We start from the raw sequence: 19,274 nt of genomic DNA, 5'->3' as shown, positions 1-19,274 counted from the left end.
ACCTATTATTGATGGAACTATGCTACTGGTGAACTAGCTTGCCATTCTTCACTACATCTTTGCAGGGATTGACGCCGTAGCTGTAGGCCAACTGTGCAGGCGTGGCGATATCCCACAGACAAAAATCGGCTTGTTTGCCAACGACTAAACTGCCAACAGTGTCTTCAATTCCGAGTGCTTTGGCGGCATTTAAGGTGAGTCCTGTTAGGGCTTCTTCTGGTGTTAAACGGAACAAGGTGCAGCCCATATTCAGCATCAACAGGGTTGAGCAAATGGGGGATGAACCTGGGTTAAAATCGCTGGCGAGTACCATAGGTACGCCGTATTGGCGCAATAAATCGATAGGTGGTTTTTGGGTTTCCCGCAAAAAGTAAAAGGCGCCCGGCAGTAGTACGGCGCAGGTGCCGCTTTCACTTAAGGCTTTTACGCCTGTCTCATCTAAATATTCGATATGATCTACAGACTTAGCACCAAGACGTGCGGCCAGTGCACTGCCACCCATATTAGTTAACTGCTCGGCATGGAGCTTAATCTCTAAGCCCGCCGCTTTGGCTGCGCTGAGTACCCGTTCGGTTTGCTCAAGGTTAAAGGCGATATTCTCGCAGAACACATCTACCGCATCGGCGAGGTTTTCGGCGATCACTGCGGGCAGCATCTTATTGATAATTAAGTCGACGTAGCCGTCGCTATTGTCTTTATATTCTGGCGGAATCGCATGGGCGCCAAGGAATGTGGTCTTCACATCTACATGGTGATGCTTGCCGAGCTCGCGGGCGACACGCAGGATTTTCAATTCAGTTTCAGTATCTAAGCCGTAACCCGATTTGATCTCAACCGTAGTCACCCCTTCTTTGGCCAGCGCGTTTAAACGCTGACGGCCGAGTTCAAATAATTCTGCTTCATCCGCTTCGCGGCAAGCTTTAACGGTTGAAATAATACCTCCACCTGCACGAGCAATTTCTTCGTAACTGGCGCCCTGTAGGCGTAACTCAAATTCATTGGCGCGATTACCGGCAAAGATTAAGTGGGTGTGGGCGTCAATTAATCCTGGGGTGATCCAACCGCCTTTGCCCCTGTAAACGGGAATTGACAACATATCGAAGGCGGGCAGTTCGCTGCGGGGGCCAAGCCAAGCAATTTTGCCATCTTTTACTGCGATGGCCGCGTTGGTGATCGAACCATAAGGTGCTGATACGGAAGGGTCCATTGTGGCTAAGTTAACGTCTATCCAAACCTGATCCCAAGACATGTATTCCCCTTGCTGTGCTGGCAGATGTTAACCAAGTGATTAACGGTTTATTAAATTTATGTGAGCTGGCTTGTATTTACTTGTATATACAAGCTAGGATTGTAGCCGCAATTTTGAACGTTTGAAAGAGTGAATAGCACCTAGATTCTAGCGCTTTATATTGAGGAAATGTTTTGGCTACACCTAAGTTTGCAGAAATTAAGCAATACATTATCTCCTCTATCGAGTCGGGTGAGTGGGAAGAGCATGCTCGCGTGCCTTCTGAGAATCAGCTTGCCGATTTGTTTACCTGCAGCCGAATGACGGCGCGACGTGCGTTAACCGAACTGACGGATAGCGGTGTGCTTGAGCGTTCTCAAGGGCTAGGCACCTTCGTCGCAGGGTGTAAATCCCAGTCGTCTATGTTGGCGATCCGCAATATTGCCGATGAGATAAAAGACCGCGGCCACGGCTATAGCGTGCAGCAATGGGTGTTAGAACAAGTCGTGGCGAGTACGAGTATCGCAATTTCCCTTGGGCTTGAGCACGGTGCGACAGTCTTCCATTCGATCTTAGTGCATTGCGAGCAGGGCTTACCGTTGCAAGTTGAAGAGCGTTATGTGAATCCTGAGCTGGTACCCGATTATTTATTGCAGGATTTTACCCAGCAGACACCCCACGAATATTTGTCCCAAGTGGCACCGCTGACCGAGGCGCATCACACGATTGAAGCGATTATCGCCAGTGAAGCATTACAGCAAAGGCTCGAAATCCCCGCCACTGAGCCCTGTTTACAGATTTTACGCCGCACTTGGTCACGCCAAGGCGTCGTGAGTTTCGCAAAATTAGTTCACCCAGGTAGCCGCTTTAAACTCGGCGGCCACTTAACCTTTAGCAAGTAACGCCAGTGGCGTGATTAACAGATGTAAATCAGTAACTTTGATAGCTGTACCCTTATAAGTTAAAAGATAAAAACACAATAAAAACAATAGTGCTAACCCGTATTAGCGACTTAGCGAATACGAGTTAGCACCACAGGTTGAAAGAGGAAAATTCAATGGATAAGCGCCACGACCCAAGCCGCCGTATTATTGCACCGCATGGCACACAATTAAGCTGTAAGAGTTGGCTCACAGAAGCGCCAATGCGTATGTTAATGAACAACTTACATCCAGATGTCGCCGAGCGCCCAGAAGACTTAGTCGTCTATGGCGGTATTGGCCGCGCCGCCCGCGATTGGGATTGCTACGACAAAATCATCGAAGTCTTACAACGCCTCGAAGACGACGAAACCTTATTAGTGCAATCGGGCAAACCTGTGGGCGTATTTCGCACCCATGCGGATGCACCGCGCGTACTGATTGCTAACTCAAACCTAGTGCCACATTGGGCGAACTGGGAACATTTCAACGAGTTAGATAAGCTAGGTTTGGCCATGTACGGCCAGATGACGGCGGGTTCGTGGATCTACATTGGTACTCAAGGCATAGTCCAAGGTACTTACGAGACCTTTGTGTCGGTCGCAAAACAGCACTTTGAGGGTATCTCTAAAGGCAAATGGATCCTCACTGGCGGGTTAGGTGGCATGGGCGGCGCACAAACGCTGGCGGGCACTATGGCTGGCTTCTCAGTGTTAGCCTGTGAAGTCGACGAAACCCGCATCGATTTCCGTCTGCGTACTCGCTATGTTGACAAAAAAGCTACTTCGCTCGATGAAGCATTAGCCATGATTGAAGAAGCGAACCAAGCTGGTAAGCCAGTATCAGTGGGCTTATTAGCGAATGCCGCCGATGTGTTTGCTGAATTAGTTAAACGCGGCGTTACCCCTGATGTGGTGACCGACCAAACCTCTGCACACGACCCATTAAACGGTTATCTGCCGCAGGGTTGGACTATGGCTGAGGCTGCGGCCATGCGTAAAACCGACGAAGCTGCTGTGGTTAAGGCGGCGAAAGCCTCGATGGCGGTGCAAGTACAAGCCATGCTCGATTTGCAAACTGCCGGCGCAGCCACGCTCGATTACGGTAACAACATTCGCCAAATGGCGTTTGAAATGGGCGTTGAAAATGCCTTCGATTTCCCAGGTTTTGTACCTGCTTATATTCGCCCACTGTTCTGTGAAGGCATTGGCCCGTTCCGCTGGGTGGCGTTATCTGGCGATCCCGAAGATATCTACAAAACCGACGCTAAAGTCAAAGAACTGATCCCAGATAATCCACACCTGCACAATTGGTTAGACATGGCGCGCGAACGTATTGCCTTCCAAGGTCTGCCTGCGCGTATTTGCTGGGTGGGCTTAAAAGATCGCGCTCGCTTGGCGTTAGCTTTCAACGAAATGGTTAAAAACGGTGAGTTGTCGGCGCCCGTGGTAATCGGTCGCGACCACTTAGATTCTGGCTCAGTGGCCAGCCCGAACCGGGAAACCGAATCTATGCTGGACGGCTCTGATGCAGTATCCGATTGGCCATTACTGAACGCACTACTCAACACCGCCAGCGGCGCAACTTGGGTGTCTTTGCACCACGGCGGCGGCGTCGGCATGGGCTTTAGCCAACATTCGGGTGTGGTCATTGTGTGTGACGGCACAGATGCGGCGGCAAAACGGGTTGGCCGCGTGTTGTGGAATGACCCAGCGACAGGCGTGATGCGCCATGCCGATGCGGGCTACGAGATTGCGAAAAACTGCGCCAAGGAGCAGGGCCTCGATTTACCTATGCAAGACTAGCCGATGCTAACGACTCAATAACAATAATAACTAAAAGCTTGGAGCTAAAAATATGAAATCTGTGAATCACTTAGTGTTAACGCCGGGCAGCTTGAGCCTAGCGCAATTGCGCGAAATCAGCCGTCATAAGTTGACACTGGAACTCGCACCAGAGGCGATTACTGATATCAACACCAGTGCGCAAATCGTGCAAAAAGTGTTGGATGAAGGCCGCACCGTTTACGGCATCAACACGGGCTTTGGCTTGTTGGCCAATACCAAGATAGCGCCCGAAGATCTGCAATTGCTGCAACGTTCTATCGTGTTGTCACACGCCGCTGGCACGGGGCAATACATGCAAGATGCCACAGTGCGCTTGATGATGGTGTTAAAAATCAACTCATTAAGCCGTGGTTTTTCAGGCATTCGTTTAGAAGTGATTAACTTCTTAATCAGCTTAGTGAACGCCGAAGTTTATCCCTGCGTGCCTGAAAAAGGTTCAGTCGGCGCCTCGGGTGACTTAGCGCCACTGGCGCACATGTGTTTGCCTATGCTGGGCGAAGGCGAAATGAGCTATCGAGGCGAGTTAATTTCTGCCGCCGAAGGTTTAGAAATCGCTGGCCTTAAGCCAATCGATTTAGCGGCCAAAGAAGGACTCGCTTTGCTTAACGGCACGCAAGCGTCGACTGCGCTGGCGCTGGAAGGGTTGTTCCACGCCGAAGACTTGTTCGCAGCAAGTTCAGTGATCGGTGCCATGAGCGTCGAAGCCGCTATGGGCAGCCGTAGCCCGTTTGATCCTCGCATCCATGCGGCGCGTGGTCAGAAAGGTCAAATCGATTCGGCCATGGTCTTCCGTCATCTACTGGGTGAAGAGTCTGAGATAAGCCTAAGTCACGCTAATTGTGAAAAGGTGCAAGATCCTTACTCACTGCGCTGTCAGCCACAGGTGCTGGGGGCTTGCTTGACCCAAATTCGTCACGCGGCTGATGTGTTAGGCACCGAGGCCAATGGCGTAACCGATAATCCACTGGTGTTCCAAGACACGGGCGATATCATTTCGGGCGGTAACTTCCACGCAGAACCCGTGGCTATGGCGGCGGATAATCTGGCGATTGCGATTGCTGAACTGGGCTCTATTGCCGAGCGTCGTATCGCGCTATTGATCGATTCTAGCCTGTCAAAATTGCCGCCTTTCCTGGTGAAAAATGGCGGGGTGAACTCGGGCTTTATGATCGCCCAAGTAACGGCGGCGGCATTGGCGTCTGAGAACAAAACCTACGCTCATCCGGCATCAGTTGACAGCTTGCCAACATCGGCAAACCAAGAAGACCATGTTTCTATGGCGACCTTTGCGGCCCGCCGCTTGCGCGATATGAGCGAAAATACCCGTGGTGTACTGGCAATTGAATTGTTAGCGGCGGCGCAGGGTTTAGATTTCCGCGCGCCTTTAGCCCCAAGTGCTGCAGTGGCTAAGGCTAAAGCCGAATTACGTGAAGTCGTCGCTTATTACGATAAAGACAGATACTTCGCGCCAGATATCGAAGCCGCGACAGATTTGTTGTATACAGCGAGCTTTAACACTTATCTGCCAGCAGGAACGCTAGCCAGCTTTTAGGCGTTTGTTTTAGTTTAATGGCTGAACAGGTGTTTACTCCGCGGGAATAGGCTGCACTGAGGCGCTTTTGTTATCGCGCCCAGATTTTGCGCCTCAATGTGCTAAAAATAAGCGTTAAAAGGCAAAATTTAAGGTGCAGGCAGATTGCTTGTGCCTTTTTCTTTGGTTTTTATCTGCTTTTCCTCGATCTTTGTCTTTGCCATTTTGGTGTGTTTAACACCGCAGACTCTGCACTTTTTGCCCTAATCTTTACATTGTCAGTTTTTGTGGCTGTCTATCCCTCTATAAACCGTTACCTTTGTGTTTTTATCCGCCATCATTATGCATATTTGAATGCATATAATAATTTTTAATAACCATAACCCTATGGTGTGGGACAATATGGGGTTGTCATGTTGGACAAATTGTCTTTTGTGGTTTATTGGTTTTTAATTCCTTAAATTGTGCTTTTATTATCATTTGTTGGTTTTTGGTGCTTTATTTGAAATGTTTTTTGGAGTTAAGTTCTGTGGTTGTTTATTTGGGATCTTGATCTCATGTCATTATTTGTTATCTATTTCTTCTTTGGGGATAATCTTAAATTAAGTGTGGTCTTTAGTAGGACTCACTCAATCGGTTGCCATTTTTACCACAGCAACCACTAGACTCATAACGACAAGAGTGTGAGAGGACGCAATGAACAGACGCCAGTTTTTTAGACTGTGTGCTGCCGGAGCTGCCACCTCAGCAATTTCAGCGTTGGGATTGATGTCCGAAAAGGCCTATGCGGCCGTTCGAGAATTCAAACTCATTAGCGCGAAAGAAACCCGCAATAACTGCTGCTATTGCTCAGTGGGTTGCGGATTGCTGATGTACAGCAAAGGAAGTAACGGCAAAAACGCCGAACAAAGTATTTTCCATATCGAAGGGGATGCAGACCATCCAGTCAACCGCGGGGCCTTGTGTCCTAAGGGTGCTGGTCTAGTGGATTATGTGAACAGCCCTAATCGTCTTAAATATCCTGAGTACCGTGCGCCAGGCAGTAATGAATGGACTCGTATCAGCTGGACTGAAGCTTACCAACGCATCGCCCGTCTGATGAAGAATGACCGTGATGCTAACTTGATTGAAAAGAATTCTGCTGGGATGACGGTTAACCGTTGGCTTAGCACTGGGATGATGACCTCGTCGGCGATGCCGAATGAAGGCGGCTATATCACCCAGAAATTTGCACGGGCACTGGGCCTAGTTGCAATCGATACTATTGCGCGTAACTGACACTCTCCAACGGTAGCAAGTCTTGCTCCGACATTTGGACGTGGTGCCATGACCAACCACTGGATCGATATTAAAAACTCTAATTTGATCATTATTATGGGCGGTAATGCTGCAGAGGCTCACCCTGTCGGATTCGGCTGGGTTACAGAAGCTATGCAACATAACAACGCTAAACTTTTGGTGGTCGATCCTCGCTTCACCCGTAGCGCCGCTGTGGCCGATTACTATGCGCCGATCCGCTCGGGCACAGATATCGCTTTCCTGCTCGGGGTGATCCGCTATCTTATTGAAACCAAACAAGTGAACTATGACTATGTTAAGGCTTATACCAATGCCAGTTACATAGTGCGCGAAGACTTCTCTTTTAGTGAAGGTCTGTTCAGTGGTTTCGATGAAGAAACAGATAGCTACAATAAAGAGTCTTGGTACTACGAGTTAGACGAACAGGGTTACGCGAAAATCGATCCTAGCTTCGAACATCCACGCTGTGTGTGGAACTTAATGAAGCAACATGTAGAACGCTATGACTTTGAAACAGTAAGCAATATTACCGGTACGCCGATTGCGGACTATGAGATCGTTTGCCAACAAATTGGTAGCACTCATACCCACGATAGAGCCGCAACCTTTATGTATGCCTTAGGTTGGACTCACCACAGTAAAGGGGCGCAGAACATTCGCTCTATGGCAATGGTGCAGTTGCTGCTGGGTAACATTGGGGTGTTGGGTGGTGGTGTTAACGCTCTGCGAGGACACTCGAACGTGCAAGGCGCGACCGATATGGGTTTATTGTGTCAAAGCTTGCCCGGTTACCTCAAGTTACCGAACGAAAAAGACATTAATCTTAAAACCTATCTCCACAACTATACCCCTGTCGCTCTGCGTCCGGGTCAAACCAACTATTGGCAAAATTACCCTAAATTCTTTGTTTCGCAAATGAAGAGCTTTTGGGGCGATAACGCTACGGTTGAAAATGACTTTGGTTATGACTGGTTGCCGAAATGGGACAAGCAGTACGACTTTACTAAACACTTAGATATGGCTTTCCACGGCGAAGTGAATGGCTACATTATCCAAGGTGTTAACGCCATTAACTCTATGCCAAACCGTAATAAGGTACTCAAAGCCTTGAGTAATCTTAAATACATGGTGGTGTTGGATGCCTTGGCAACGGAAACTGCAACCTTCTGGCAAAATGCCGATGGCTTCAATGAAGTCAATCCCGCTGAAATCATGACGGAAGTGTTCCGTTTACCTACGACGTGTTTTGCCGAGGAAGAAGGTTCCATCGTCAACTCTGGCCGTTGGATGCAGTGGCATTGGAAGGGCGCTAACCCGCCGGGTGAAGCCAAGCCAGATGCTGAGATTCTCTCTGGCGTCTTAATGGCAATGCGTGAACTGTACAAACAAGAGGGCGGTAAGCTGCCTGAGCCAGTGCACGCGATGAGCTGGAATTACCACAATCCTCACTCACCGCACGCTGAAGAAATCGCTCGCGAGCTTAACGGTAAGGATCTCGTGACTCAACGTCAGCTCAGTAGTTTTGCTGAACTGAAAGCTGATGGTAGTACCGCCAGCGCCTGTTGGATTTATGCGGGTTCTTGGACCGAAGAAGGCAACTTGATGGCTCGCCGTGACAACCATGATCCTTCCGGTAAAGGTGTTACTCCGGGTTGGGCATTTGCTTGGCCAGCAAACCGTCGTGTGCTGTATAACCGCGCTTCTTGCGATATCAACGGCAAACCTTGGGATCCAAAACGCACTATCGTCGAGTGGGTTGACGGTAAGTGGCACGGTATCGATGTGGGCGACTTCAATATGAAGTTAACACCACAGGAATCCGCTGGCCCCTTCATCATGCAACCCGAAGGTGTGGGTCGTTTCTTCGCCCTTAAATTATTGGCCGAAGGTCCGTTCCCTGAGCACTACGAGCCGATGGAGTCGCCTATTGGGTTGAACCCGTTACACAAGGTCACCAGTAACCCTGCGGTACGTATGTTACCGGGTGTGAAGGAAACCTTAGGTTCCCATAAGGACTTCCCTTATGTGGCAACTACTTACTGTGTAACTGAACACTTTAACTTCTGGTCTACGCATGCTCGTTTAGCTGCGATTTCTATGCCTGAAACCTTCGTTGAAATCGATGAAATGTTAGCGGCAGAAAAAGGTATCGCCAATGGGGATTGGGTCACTGTCAGCTCTAAACGCGGCAGCATTGAAACCAAAGCCTTAGTGACTAAACGGCTACAGCCGTTAAAGGTAAATGGCCAGTTAGTCCATACCGTCGGGTTACCCCGTCACGGCAGCCATAATGCACTCACTCGTAAGAGTTACTCCTGTAACGTACTCACCACGGAAGTGGGGGATGCAAATACACAGGTGCCTGAGTTCAAAGCATTTTTGGTTAACATCACTAAAGCGGAGGGGATCTGATTATGGCATCACAAGACATTATCCGCCGCTCCGGTACTTCAGCGGTGACGCCTGCGGCAAAGGGGCGTAATTCGTCAGAAAAGGTCGCTAAGCTGTTCGACGCCACTAAGTGTAATGGCTGTAAAGCCTGCCAAGTGGCGTGTTCTGAGTGGAATGATTTACGGGAAGAGGTGGGCACCTTCCAAGGCAGTTACCAAAACCCTATGTCGCTATCGGGCCAATGTTGGACCCTGATGGAGTTCCATGAGGTGATGGAAAGCAACAAGCTGCGTTGGCAATTTACCCACTCGGCCTGTATGCACTGTGCTGACCCTGCCTGCTTAACGGCCTGTTCGACCTCGGGCGCGATTATCCAGCACGCCAATGGTGTGGTGGACTTCGATTCGGACAAATGTATCGGCTGCGGTTATTGCGCCAGTGCTTGTCCCTTTGATGTGCCCAAAATCGATCCTAAGGATAACAAGGCCTACAAGTGCACTATGTGCTCTGACCGTTTGGCCGTGGGATTGGAACCTTCCTGTGTTAAGTCCTGTACCACAGGAGCGCTGCGTTTTGGCACCCGTGAGGACATGTTGTTTTACTCGCAAAAACGGGTCGAAGAACTGAAGGAAAGGGGCTTTGCTAAGGCAGGACTTTATAACCCTGAGGGCGTAGGTGGTACGGGTATGATGATGATATTGCACGATATCAATCAGCCCGAAAGCTACAACATGCCTGATAACCCGCAGATCCCGCTGTCACTGACTCTGTGGCAAGACTGGGTCAAACCTTTAGGCACTATGGGCATTCTTGCCACTGCCGCTGTCGCTTGTCTGCATAAGATTACCGTCGGTCGCAACATAGTGGAAGAGGACCAGCCGGGTTATCAACCGCCAGAGGAAGAGGCTAAGCAGGAAGAGGAGGGCGACAAATGAGCAAGCATGATAAGCAAGAAATGATAGTGCGTCACAAGCTGTTCGATCGCATCTGTCATTGGTTCATTGTGGCGGTTGGTCTAGTGACCTTTCTCACTGGCTTTTCCTTCTTTTATCCGTCGTTTCAATGGTTGGGGGCGATAGCGGGCACACCGCAATTGGCGAAGTTCATTCATCCCATTGCGGGCTTGATGATGTGTCTACCGCTGATGTTGATGTTGGTGCGTTACTACAAACACAACAAATGGGAAAAACACGACCTCGCTTGGATGCTCGCCATTAAGGATGTGATGTTCGAGAACGAGGAGAAAATCCCGCCTATCGGTCATTACAATCCAGGGCAAAAGGTATTGTTTCGCGCCTTTGTACTGACGTCTGTCACTTTAACCGTGACGGGGATCATCATGTGGCAGCCTTATTTTGCGCCTTATTTCTCCGCCACTGTGGTGGGTTGGGCCATTCTGTTACACGCCATTTGTGCGCTCATCATGTTGATTTTTGTGATGGTGCATTTCTGGATGGCGACGTGGGTGGAAGGGTCGGTAACGGGCATGCTTTACGGCAAAGTCTCTAAGGCTTGGTGCCGTAAACATCACCCAGTGATGTTGGATGAACATTCGGACGTGGAGAAAAAATAATGAGTCATACAGCCGAGATACCTCTGGTCCCCGGCAGCGAATCGCCGCTGGAACTAAAACCGTTAAAAGCGGCAGATCCCCAAGTTGTGTATCACAGAAGGGCACATCGTTTGCTGTCATTGGCCAAGGACTCGCCGCTGGCTGACTACTTTGAGCTGTGCCGCCGTCTGGTCTCTATACAGGCCAGGTTAGCGCAGGAGGCTGACTTCGGTAAGCTTCTCGCTTGGGGGAAAGATGAGGCGACTCCGCTTTCCCTGTTGGGCTCAGAGGCAGATAGCTATTGGCAAGGACTGCTACAGCAACTGTTAAGTGATTTGTTGCCGCAGGTGGATGAATCCATAGCTCGGGTAGTGCGTTTGTTGATGCAGCAATCACCCGAGCAACTGAGTTCGTGGGGGCGTTCACTACGCCAAGGGCATGTCAGTGAAGTGCCTGCCCGTTTTAGCTTATTCATCTGGGCGGCGATGGGCGTTTATTGGTCGCATTGGGCACCTATGGTCATCAAGCGGATGGATCCGTGCAAGGTGGCGCAGCAGAGTATGTGCCCCGTATGTGGATGTCATCCCGTGGCGAGCGTGATAGTCGATCAGCCCCGTGCTGGTTTGCGCTATCTGCATTGCAGTTTGTGTGAAAGCGAGTGGCATTACATTCGCGCCCATTGCACCAGTTGCGGTCAGGACAAAGAGATGACGATTTGGTCGCTAGATGATGCCAAGGCTCAAGTGCGGATCGAAAGCTGCGATGAATGTCATGGCTATACCAAGATGATGTTCGTCGAAAACTCGCCGTCTATGGATGTGGCGGCAGACGATCTCGCAACCTTGATGTTAGACAGTGAGCTAAATGCTAAGGGCTTTGGTGCAACAACACTGAACCCACTGCTACTGGCCCATGAAACCACGTAAGCCACATAGCTTAAACAAATGCGGGAGGGAGTCGGGTTGCTGATCCCTTCCTGCTTTTTATAAACCAATGGCAATAATATAAACAAAATGGCACAGATGATGACCCAAGCACCTGAAACACTACAAGTTCTGTACCGAGCTTTGCCTTCAATGGATAGCCTACTTGCAGAGCCTAGTTTTGTGGTATTGCAGCAGTCCTACGGCAAAGCGGCAGTAAAGGCCGCACTGGATACCCAGTTAAAGGCGGCGCGCAGCTTAATCGGCCGCGAGCACCGTTTGCCGACATGGTGTGGCGATCTTGCGCAATTGCACAGATGTTTGGTTGATCAACTGTCTAATGATTACAGCCACAGCTTAAAACCTGTGTGGAATCTCACTGGCACCATATTGCATACCAACCTTGGCCGAGCGCAGCAGTCAGAAGCGGCAATTCGAGCTGTCACTTCTGTTATGCGCTACCCCACACCGCTGGAGTTTGAGCTTGCGGCTGGTGAACGTGGTCACAGGGATAATGCGATCAGTGCTTTAATCCAGCGCTTAACGGGTGCCGAGGCTTGTTGTGTTGTGAATAACAATGCCGCAGCTGTGTTGTTGATGCTGTCAGCGGTGGCTGCGGGGAAAGAAGTCATAGTCTCCCGTGGTGAGTTGGTGGAAATTGGCGGCGCGTTTCGCATCCCTGACATTATGCGCCAAGCGGGCTGCACCTTAGTCGAGGTCGGCAGCACCAATCGGACTCACCTTAAGGATTATGAGCAGGCCATTACTGAAAATACCGCTGCGATAATGAAGGTCCACACCAGTAATTATCATATTAGTGGTTTTACTGCCGCAGTGGAGGAGGCAAGGCTGGGTCAGTTATGCCGTGAGCGTGGCATATCACTCATTTCAGATCTTGGCAGCGGTTCACTGACTGATCTGCGCCGCTTTGGTCTAAAGCAAGAACCTACGCCCCAAGCCATGCTAGCCGATGGAGTCGATCTAGTCAGTTTTTCCGGCGATAAACTATTGGGTGGCCCTCAGTCTGGTTTGATCGTTGGCAAACAGTCGCTGATTAAGAAGTTACAGAGTCATCCACTAAAGCGCGCCCTGCGTTGCGATAAGCTGATTTTGGCGGCGTTAGAAGCGACATTGATCCACTATCTTAACCCTGAAACCTTAGACATTGAGCTGCCTATTATGGCGAAATTTGCCCGTAGCCAAGAGGCGTTATGGCAGATTGGTCGTCGCTTACAGCAAGCTTTGGTTCCACACTTTGAACCTTGTTATCGCATTGAGTTAGTCGAGTGCCAAACACAGGTCGGCAGTGGCTCGCAGCCCGATACTTTTTTACCCTCAGTGGCGCTGTGTTTTACCGCACTCAATGGTGGCAGTTTAAGCCTATTAGAGCAACATTTTAAGCAGGCGGCACGGCCTATCATAGGCCGCATGAGTCAGGACCAACTCAGGTTAGATCTGCGCGGTCTTGATAGTGAAGCTGAACTCCTCGCCGAGTTGAGTACGTTAGGTGTGCAGTTGTGATCATTGTGACTGCGGGTCATGTCGATCATGGCAAGAGTACGCTTATTCGCGCTTTGACTGGGATGAATACCGATCGTCTGCCGGAGGAAAAACGCCGTGGTATGACGATCGATCTTGGCTATGCGTTTATGCCACTTCGAGATGGTTCGCGGCTTGCTTTTATTGATGTGCCCGGCCACGAAAAATTTATCAACAACATGCTGGTGGGCGTGAGTCATGCTCGACACGCCCTGTTGGTGATGGCCTGTGACGATGGCGTAATGCCGCAAACCCGTCAGCATCTGCAAATTCTTGCGCTCTTACCTTTGCACAGTTTGACCTTAGTGCTAACTAAGCGGGATTTAGTTGATAGTGGCACGGCGGCACAGCTTGTCGCCGATGGACTCACTTTGCTCGCCGAGTATGGCATTGAGGCCAGTGGTGTTTTTGAAGTGTCGGCGAATGGCACCGCCGACTTAGCATCCAATGGTGTGGCGGCGCTGAAGGCGCATATTCTTGATTTAGGTGAGCAAGAGTCAAAGCGGGCGGAGGATGCCAGCAGCTTTAGGATGACGCTCGATCGCGCCTTTAGTGTTAAAGGTGCGGGTTGTGTCGTAACTGGCACAGTGATCAGCGGCAGCGTATGTGTGGGGGATAGTCTTTTTAGCTCAGGGCAAAAGGCCAAACTCAGAGTGCGAGGCATACATTGTCAGGGACAAGAAGCCCAAAGGGCTGTTACGGGTACACGCGTAGCACTCAATTTAACGGGTGTCGATAACCATAGGGAGCCAGAGCGTGGCGATTGGCTGAGCAGTTTGCCTCAAGCCGAGCTCTGTAGCCGCCCCGTTGTGCACATTCGAGCCTTCGATTTTTTAGGCAGTGAGTCATTGGTGCATTGGCAAAATGTCCACTGTCACCATGGCGCTGATCATACTTTAGGTCGAGTTTCCCTGTTAAATGAAGCTGATGAAGAAGGCTTCTGTCTGGCGGAGTTGGTACTCGAAAAGCCGCTACTCCTATGCCAAGACGATCGAATTGTCCTGCGACACATTGGGGGCAAACAGACTTTAGGTGCGGGGCGAGTGTTGGCGCTGAAAGTCCCTAATCGTAAGAAACGTACGCCTGAACGAGTCGCGAGATTACTGCAATTAGCACGCTTGGATAATCCTGCCCATGTGGTGGCTTTACTCGGCCAAACTCAGGCGCTAGAGCTTGATGAAATCGCGTGGCGTTGGCAATTAACTGACGAAGGGCTGGCTATGCTGTTAGCCCAAGCGGGTTTAGTCCGTTTTGGGGCATTTGCTATAGCGACAAGTTTACTTGAGCAAGAAAAACAACAGTTTATTACTTTACTTCACGAGTTCCATCAACAGTATCCTGACCAACTTGGGCTTGGATGTAATCGCCTGCAACGCATGAGCCATAGCGCTTTGCCGCCCGAATTAGCCAATAAAGTGCTCGATACGCTTTGCCAAGAAGGTCGCATGGTGCTGCGTGGTGCCTTGTTGCAGCTCGCTGAACACAAAATAGTGCTAGATGCTGAGGCGCAGCATTGTTGGCAGGCGCTTGCGCCTTGGCTGGCACAGCAAACAGCCCCTGTATGGGTCACCGAAATGGGCGAATACCTTGCGCTAGAACCTGCCAAATTAAGGCTGCTGTGTTTCCAGCTGGTGCAGCAGGGATTTATTACTGCTGTGGTGAAGGACAGATATTTGCTCAGCGAGCAAATCTGTTACTACGCCAGCTTAGTGCGTACTCATATTGCAGAACACGGCAAGCTCGAAACGGCAGAATTTAAAGATATGGTTGGGCTTGGGCGTAAGGTGAGTATTCAACTGCTTGAGTTCTTTGACAGAAGTGGTTTTACCCGTAGGAAGTATCGCAGTAATAGCCGAGAAGTTCGGGATGCGGAGTTGTTTTTTTCCCATGAGAATTGGCGGAAGAACATAGGAGTCGAACCTACCCAGGACTGCTGGCAGCCCTACCCGGATTTGAAATCCGGACGCCTCACCGGAGACGACGTTCTTCCAATAGAAGACCTAGGGATAGTAGAAAATGCGTAAAGATGATTCAAGGCGATTCTTATTTAGTTTATGGGTTTGTGATACAAGTCTTAAATTGTCATCAAACTAATTGTTTTTATTTGGTTTTATAGTTTTAAAGGGGCGCTATGGAATATCATTCACATGAAGTGGTGACAGAAAGAAACGTGATCTTGTTAGAACATGGGCACGCATCTGAGCTGACAGACTACTTAGCTAATGAAGTGCGGGTCGCACTGGTCTATAACGGCATAGCGCATACCGTGATGTTGGCGAGCCCTCAAGATTTAGAAGCCTTCGCTATTGGTTTTACGTTATCTGAACGTATCGTTTCCCATATCAATGATATCAAAGGGGTGGAGCTCGAGTTCACCAGTGAAGGCGTGTTGATCCAAGTGGAAATCAACCAACGATGCTTTATGGAACTCAAGCAACAAAGGCGCAATATGGCGGGGCGCACAGGTTGTGGATTGTGCGGTGTTGCCCAGCTCGAAGAGGCCGTCAAGCCTGTGATGCGGGTGGACTCAGATGCCAGATTCGATATCGAACACTTACAGGTTGCACTTGGGCAAATTCAAGATAATCAACAACATTTTAAGCTGACGGGCGCCACTCATGCGGCCATGGGGCTTAACCATCAAGGACAGATCATCGCCGCCTATGAGGATATAGGCAGGCATATCGCACTAGACAAGCTAATTGGCGCCTTTTCCGCTCACAATGTGGAACGTCCAGTGGCCGTATTGCTCACCAGTCGCGCGAGTTTTGAGATGGTGCAAAAGGCCGCTAGTGCCAATATCCAAATTCTGTTTGCTATGTCCGCCGTGACTTCACTGGCGTTGGAATTAGCAGAGAAAAGCAATATCACGCTTATCGGTTTTTGCCGTAATGGCAGGGCAACGCTTTACACCCACGGTTATCGCCTGTTGGGGCAGCAGTGTGTCAGCTTAGCTAAAGCCATTTAAGCGTGAGGCCACTTGAGATTGAGGTTGTCGAACGACTTCAATCATTCTGGCACACAGGTTATAAGCGTATTGCGCTTATTTTTTATAGTCTCGTTCATTAGGGTAATGACATGACATGGCAACAATTTAAACAAGAATATTTGGTCCGTTTTTGGGCGCCTATGCCAGCGGTTATCGCTGCAGGTATCCTTTCTACTTACTATTTTGGTTTGACCGGAACCTTCTGGGCTGTTACTGGGGAATTCACTCGTTGGGGTGGTCATTTACTGCAGTTTTTAGGTGCAGAACCAGAAACTTGGGGTTATTTCAAAGTGATAGGTCTGCAGGGCTCTCCTCTAGATCGTATCGACGGCATGATGATTATCGGTATGTTTGGTGGTTGTATTGCTGCTGCGCTTTGGGCCAATAACGTCAAACTGCGTATGCCACAGAGCCGTATCCGTATTGCTCAGGCACTGATCGGCGGCATTATTGCTGGCTTTGGTGCCCGTTTAGCTATGGGTTGTAACCTTGCCGCCTTCTTCACGGGTATTCCGCAGTTCTCTTTACATGCTTGGTTCTTTGCTTTGGCGACCGCAGCAGGCTCTTACTTTGGTGCAAGATTTACCTTACTGCCGATGTTCCGTATTCCGATAAAACTGAAAAAGGTAAATAAAGCGACTTCAATCAAGCAGGACGAAAACCAAGCTAGACGTCGTTTCCGTATCGGTATGCTGGTGTTTGTAGGCATCGTCGGTTGGGGGTTATTGACTATGTTCAATGCGCCAAAACTCGGCATTGCTATGCTCTGTGGTGTTGGTTTTGGTTTATTAATCGAACGGGCCCAAATCTGCTTTACCTCAGCGTTTCGCGATATGTGGATCACTGGTCGTACTCACATGGCGAAGGCGATTATCTTAGGCATGGCGGTCAGTGCGATAGGCATTTACAGCTATGTGCAACTGGGTGTGCCACCTAAGATCATGTGGGCTGGCCCTAATGCGGTGATCGGCGGCTTACTGTTTGGTTTTGGTATTGTACTGGCTGGTGGTTGTGAAACGGGTTGGATGTATCGTGCAGTCGAAGGCCAAGTACATTTCTGGTGGGTGGGCTTAGGTAACGTGTTGGGTTCAACCTTACTGGCGTATTACTGGGATGATATCGCTCAGCCATTAGCAACGAACTGGGACAAAGTTAATTTACTGACCAGCTTTGGCGATAAAGGCGGATTATTGCTGACCTATGTGCTGCTGGGGCTCTCCTTTGGCGCTATGTTGCTGTGGGAGAAACGTTTCTTTGCTCGTAAGGCGAAGCGTGATGAACAATTGCTAGCGGAGGCGGCGTAATGGCTCAATATATTCCAGATTATCAACTCGATATGGTGGGTGAACCTTGCCCTTATCCCGCAGTGGCTACCCTTGAGGCTATGCCAAAGTTAAAGCCCGGTGAAATTCTCGAGGTGATTAGTGACTGCCCGCAGTCTATTAACAACATTCCCCTTGACGCTAAAAATCATGGTTATAAAGTGCTGGAAATTGAGCAGAATGGTCCGACTATTCGTTATCTGATCCAGCGTTAATCACTAACCTTCGCGATTATGAAAACAAAAAAGCACAAACTTATGTTTGTGCTTTTTACTATTTCCTCAGGAAATACAATTAGCTTCCTCAGTAAAAGTTTCTTTCAGCTAATTGGGCAAATTCAGGATTAGCCTTGGCAATCTACTGGCAGATATTCATCCGGAATACCGTTGCTGCTGCAAACCCAAGTGATATTATTTTGCTCATCAACTTGAGGCGATAGATAGACTTCATAGCCTTGATAATCCCCGAGTGCTTCGCTTCCTATAAAACCGACTATGCCATCTGTGTACAGATTAAATGTCGCAATCTGCTCGTCCGTGAGTCCAAGCACATCCAATTCGGTTGGCCAAGCTTTGTTGGTTTGATAGTAACCGACTAAGATGTCAGTGATCGGTGCCAGTGCTTGATGTTGCTGGTCGATACTGGCAATGGCCAGTGCCGCATCGGGTACATTCAATGCTGCTGGTGTGGCTTCGGTCGTGGTTGGTGCCTCATAACTCGTGGTGGCACCCATTTTCTCTTGATAGTCCTTATACGCTGGCAACGCGACTGCTGCAGCAATACCAATAATCGCAGCGAAGATTATCAATCCACCGCCTGCTGTGCCTAAACGTGGCATAAAGAAGCTGAGTACATAGGCCCATGCACTGCGTGATGGCGGTGCATATTCCACTCCTTGTGCTTTGGCTTGGACTCTTGCCATGCGCTTGGTCAACCAAGGATAGCTGCCATTAAGCTCGTGCAGCGACATCCAAAAACCACTCGACTCACTGGCTTGGCGGATATATTGATCCACATTCATACGTTTCCATTGCTCGACACCAGCGGCTAACACAGCAACGGCATTTGTGGCTGAACGTAAGCTGTTGCAGCAACGTAATCCGTGGAGATCGCAGGTATATTCACAGGCGCGAGAATAAGCCGCACCTACTAAAGGTAACCAAGTGGCGAAGACTAAGAAGGGCGCTTTACCTATATGATTGCGGCGAATATGGCCTAACTCGTGGCCGATATAGAAGTTGAGCGCATCTTTATCTGACTCAAGCGCATCCACAATCGATGAAAATAGCACTATATAGTTGCGACCGAGGAAGCGTGTCGCCAGTGCGTTTAACATGCCATCAGCTGCCAATAAGTAAGCGCGTGGTGGCTCGCGCATTTCTAAACGTTCGCAACACGCTAAATATTGTTTATGTAATTCAGGAAATTGCTCTGCATTGATTTCGACAGCCGTGCCTTTTAAGTAGCTGATAAAGGCGGAGTGGCTAAAGAGATAAATAATGAAAAACATCAACACATAGAGCAGCGCCATGCCAAAAGTGCCTATGATCAATGCCGCCCAGACGATCCCAGAAATAATAGCTAACAGAGTGAACAGCGATTTTTCCTTCGAATAGACAATATCTGTCATTTGAATGGGATTCTCGTTCCCTGCGGTAATAACTTGTTCCATGTTGATCCTTTTCCTTGTGAAGAGACAAACGGCGTGAAAGTAGTCAATTTTACTCGAAAAT

The 19,274-nt window shown here is 49.4% G+C and carries 13 protein-coding genes, 1 tRNA gene and 1 pseudogene; 12 read left to right on the top strand and 3 right to left on the bottom strand.

Features of this window, described 5'->3' with window-relative positions:
• Nucleotides 1–22: 22 nt before the first annotated feature.
• Nucleotides 23–1,249 carry an imidazolonepropionase gene (hutI, locus tag L5M17_RS10385; RefSeq protein WP_263147160.1) on the bottom strand — a complete coding sequence of 409 codons (1,227 nt, stop codon included), beginning with the start codon at nucleotides 1,247–1,249 and terminating at the stop codon, nucleotides 23–25.
• A 173-nt stretch (nucleotides 1,250–1,422) separates the two neighbouring features.
• Between hutI and hutC the strand changes: the two genes are divergently transcribed.
• The 9 genes and pseudogenes from hutC to selB form a co-directional block, all read left to right on the top strand.
• Nucleotides 1,423–2,130: a histidine utilization repressor gene (gene hutC, locus L5M17_RS10380; protein WP_263147157.1), complete on the top strand. Its 708-nt coding sequence runs from the start codon at nucleotides 1,423–1,425 to the stop codon at nucleotides 2,128–2,130.
• A 155-nt stretch (nucleotides 2,131–2,285) separates the two neighbouring features.
• On the top strand, nucleotides 2,286–3,953 hold the full coding sequence (gene hutU, locus L5M17_RS10375) for a urocanate hydratase (RefSeq protein ID WP_263147154.1): 1,668 nt from the start codon (nucleotides 2,286–2,288) through the stop codon (nucleotides 3,951–3,953).
• A gap of 52 nt (nucleotides 3,954–4,005) precedes the next feature.
• Entirely contained in the window at nucleotides 4,006–5,547 is a 1,542-nt protein-coding gene (hutH, locus tag L5M17_RS10370) for a histidine ammonia-lyase (protein ID WP_173242519.1), read from the top strand.
• Between the two features lie 675 nt (nucleotides 5,548–6,222).
• A complete protein-coding gene (fdnG, locus tag L5M17_RS10365) occupies nucleotides 6,223–9,237 on the top strand; it encodes a formate dehydrogenase-N subunit alpha (protein WP_173496974.1) in 3,015 nt (1,004 codons plus the stop codon).
• A 2-nt stretch (nucleotides 9,238–9,239) separates the two neighbouring features.
• A complete protein-coding gene (gene fdxH / locus L5M17_RS10360; RefSeq protein ID WP_011982053.1) occupies nucleotides 9,240–10,151 on the top strand; it encodes a formate dehydrogenase subunit beta in 912 nt (303 codons plus the stop codon).
• On the top strand, nucleotides 10,148–10,789 hold the full coding sequence (locus tag L5M17_RS10355) for a formate dehydrogenase subunit gamma (RefSeq protein WP_006084873.1): 642 nt from the start codon (nucleotides 10,148–10,150) through the stop codon (nucleotides 10,787–10,789). The genes fdxH and L5M17_RS10355 overlap by 4 nt, the downstream gene beginning before the upstream one ends.
• Nucleotides 10,789–11,694 (top strand): formate dehydrogenase accessory protein FdhE, encoded by a 906-nt coding sequence (gene fdhE / locus L5M17_RS10350; RefSeq protein WP_263147150.1) that lies wholly within the window; start codon nucleotides 10,789–10,791, stop codon nucleotides 11,692–11,694. Before L5M17_RS10355 ends, fdhE begins: the two co-directional genes overlap by 1 nt.
• 96 nt (nucleotides 11,695–11,790) lie before the next feature.
• Complete coding sequence (gene selA / locus L5M17_RS10345) at nucleotides 11,791–13,212, top strand: L-seryl-tRNA(Sec) selenium transferase (RefSeq protein WP_263147277.1); 1,422 nt, start codon at nucleotides 11,791–11,793, stop codon at nucleotides 13,210–13,212.
• A pseudogene (gene selB, locus L5M17_RS23130) lies at nucleotides 13,209–15,056 on the top strand (selenocysteine-specific translation elongation factor); the annotation flags it as partial. The gene selA and the pseudogene selB, both read left to right, overlap by 4 nt.
• Nucleotides 15,057–15,125: 69 nt before the next feature.
• Here selB and L5M17_RS10340 read toward each other — a convergent pair.
• Nucleotides 15,126–15,220 (bottom strand) — tRNA-Sec (locus tag L5M17_RS10340).
• 141 nt (nucleotides 15,221–15,361) lie between these two features.
• Between L5M17_RS10340 and fdhD the strand changes: the two genes are divergently transcribed.
• The 3 genes from fdhD to yedF all read left to right on the top strand — a co-directional run bounded on the left by fdhD (nucleotide 15,362) and on the right by yedF (nucleotide 17,756).
• The gene (gene fdhD, locus L5M17_RS10335; protein WP_113941247.1) at nucleotides 15,362–16,198 is read left to right on the top strand and encodes a formate dehydrogenase accessory sulfurtransferase FdhD; all 837 of its coding nucleotides are present in this window, start codon (nucleotides 15,362–15,364) and stop codon (nucleotides 16,196–16,198) included.
• A 110-nt stretch (nucleotides 16,199–16,308) separates the two neighbouring features.
• Nucleotides 16,309–17,523: a selenium metabolism membrane protein YedE/FdhT gene (gene yedE, locus L5M17_RS10330; protein WP_107946195.1), complete on the top strand. Its 1,215-nt coding sequence runs from the start codon at nucleotides 16,309–16,311 to the stop codon at nucleotides 17,521–17,523.
• Nucleotides 17,523–17,756, top strand: coding sequence for a sulfurtransferase-like selenium metabolism protein YedF (gene yedF, locus L5M17_RS10325; RefSeq protein ID WP_107946196.1), 234 nt, complete (start codon nucleotides 17,523–17,525; stop codon nucleotides 17,754–17,756). The genes yedE and yedF overlap by 1 nt, the downstream gene beginning before the upstream one ends.
• Nucleotides 17,757–17,884: 128 nt before the next feature.
• Here the strand turns inward: yedF and L5M17_RS10320 are convergent, their stop codons facing one another.
• On the bottom strand, nucleotides 17,885–19,213 hold the full coding sequence (locus L5M17_RS10320) for a M48 family metallopeptidase (protein ID WP_168826895.1): 1,329 nt from the start codon (nucleotides 19,211–19,213) through the stop codon (nucleotides 17,885–17,887).
• Nucleotides 19,214–19,274 lie beyond the last annotated feature (61 nt).

Source organism: Shewanella sp. SW24, assembly GCF_025653395.1.
GTDB classification, from domain to species: Bacteria; Pseudomonadota; Gammaproteobacteria; order Enterobacterales; family Shewanellaceae; genus Shewanella; species Shewanella oncorhynchi.
This window is presented reverse-complemented; position numbering and strand designations above follow the sequence as displayed.

What these genes read in the sequence shown, in the direction of transcription:
- yedF (WP_107946196.1), top strand. Translation starts at nt 17,523, where the DNA reads ATGGCTCAATATATTCCAGATTATCAACTCGATATGGTGGGTGAACCT.
- L5M17_RS10355 (WP_006084873.1), top strand. Translation starts at nt 10,148, where the DNA reads ATGAGCAAGCATGATAAGCAAGAAATGATAGTGCGTCACAAGCTGTTC.
- fdhE (WP_263147150.1), top strand. Translation starts at nt 10,789, where the DNA reads ATGAGTCATACAGCCGAGATACCTCTGGTCCCCGGCAGCGAATCGCCG.
- selA (WP_263147277.1), top strand. Translation starts at nt 11,791, where the DNA reads ATGATGACCCAAGCACCTGAAACACTACAAGTTCTGTACCGAGCTTTG.
- fdhD (WP_113941247.1), top strand. Translation starts at nt 15,362, where the DNA reads ATGGAATATCATTCACATGAAGTGGTGACAGAAAGAAACGTGATCTTG.
- yedE (WP_107946195.1), top strand. Translation starts at nt 16,309, where the DNA reads ATGACATGGCAACAATTTAAACAAGAATATTTGGTCCGTTTTTGGGCG.
- hutH (WP_173242519.1), top strand. Translation starts at nt 4,006, where the DNA reads ATGAAATCTGTGAATCACTTAGTGTTAACGCCGGGCAGCTTGAGCCTA.
- fdxH (WP_011982053.1), top strand. Translation starts at nt 9,240, where the DNA reads ATGGCATCACAAGACATTATCCGCCGCTCCGGTACTTCAGCGGTGACG.
- L5M17_RS10320 (WP_168826895.1), bottom strand. Translation starts at nt 19,213, where the DNA reads ATGGAACAAGTTATTACCGCAGGGAACGAGAATCCCATTCAAATGACA.
- hutU (WP_263147154.1), top strand. Translation starts at nt 2,286, where the DNA reads ATGGATAAGCGCCACGACCCAAGCCGCCGTATTATTGCACCGCATGGC.
- hutI (WP_263147160.1), bottom strand. Translation starts at nt 1,249, where the DNA reads ATGTCTTGGGATCAGGTTTGGATAGACGTTAACTTAGCCACAATGGAC.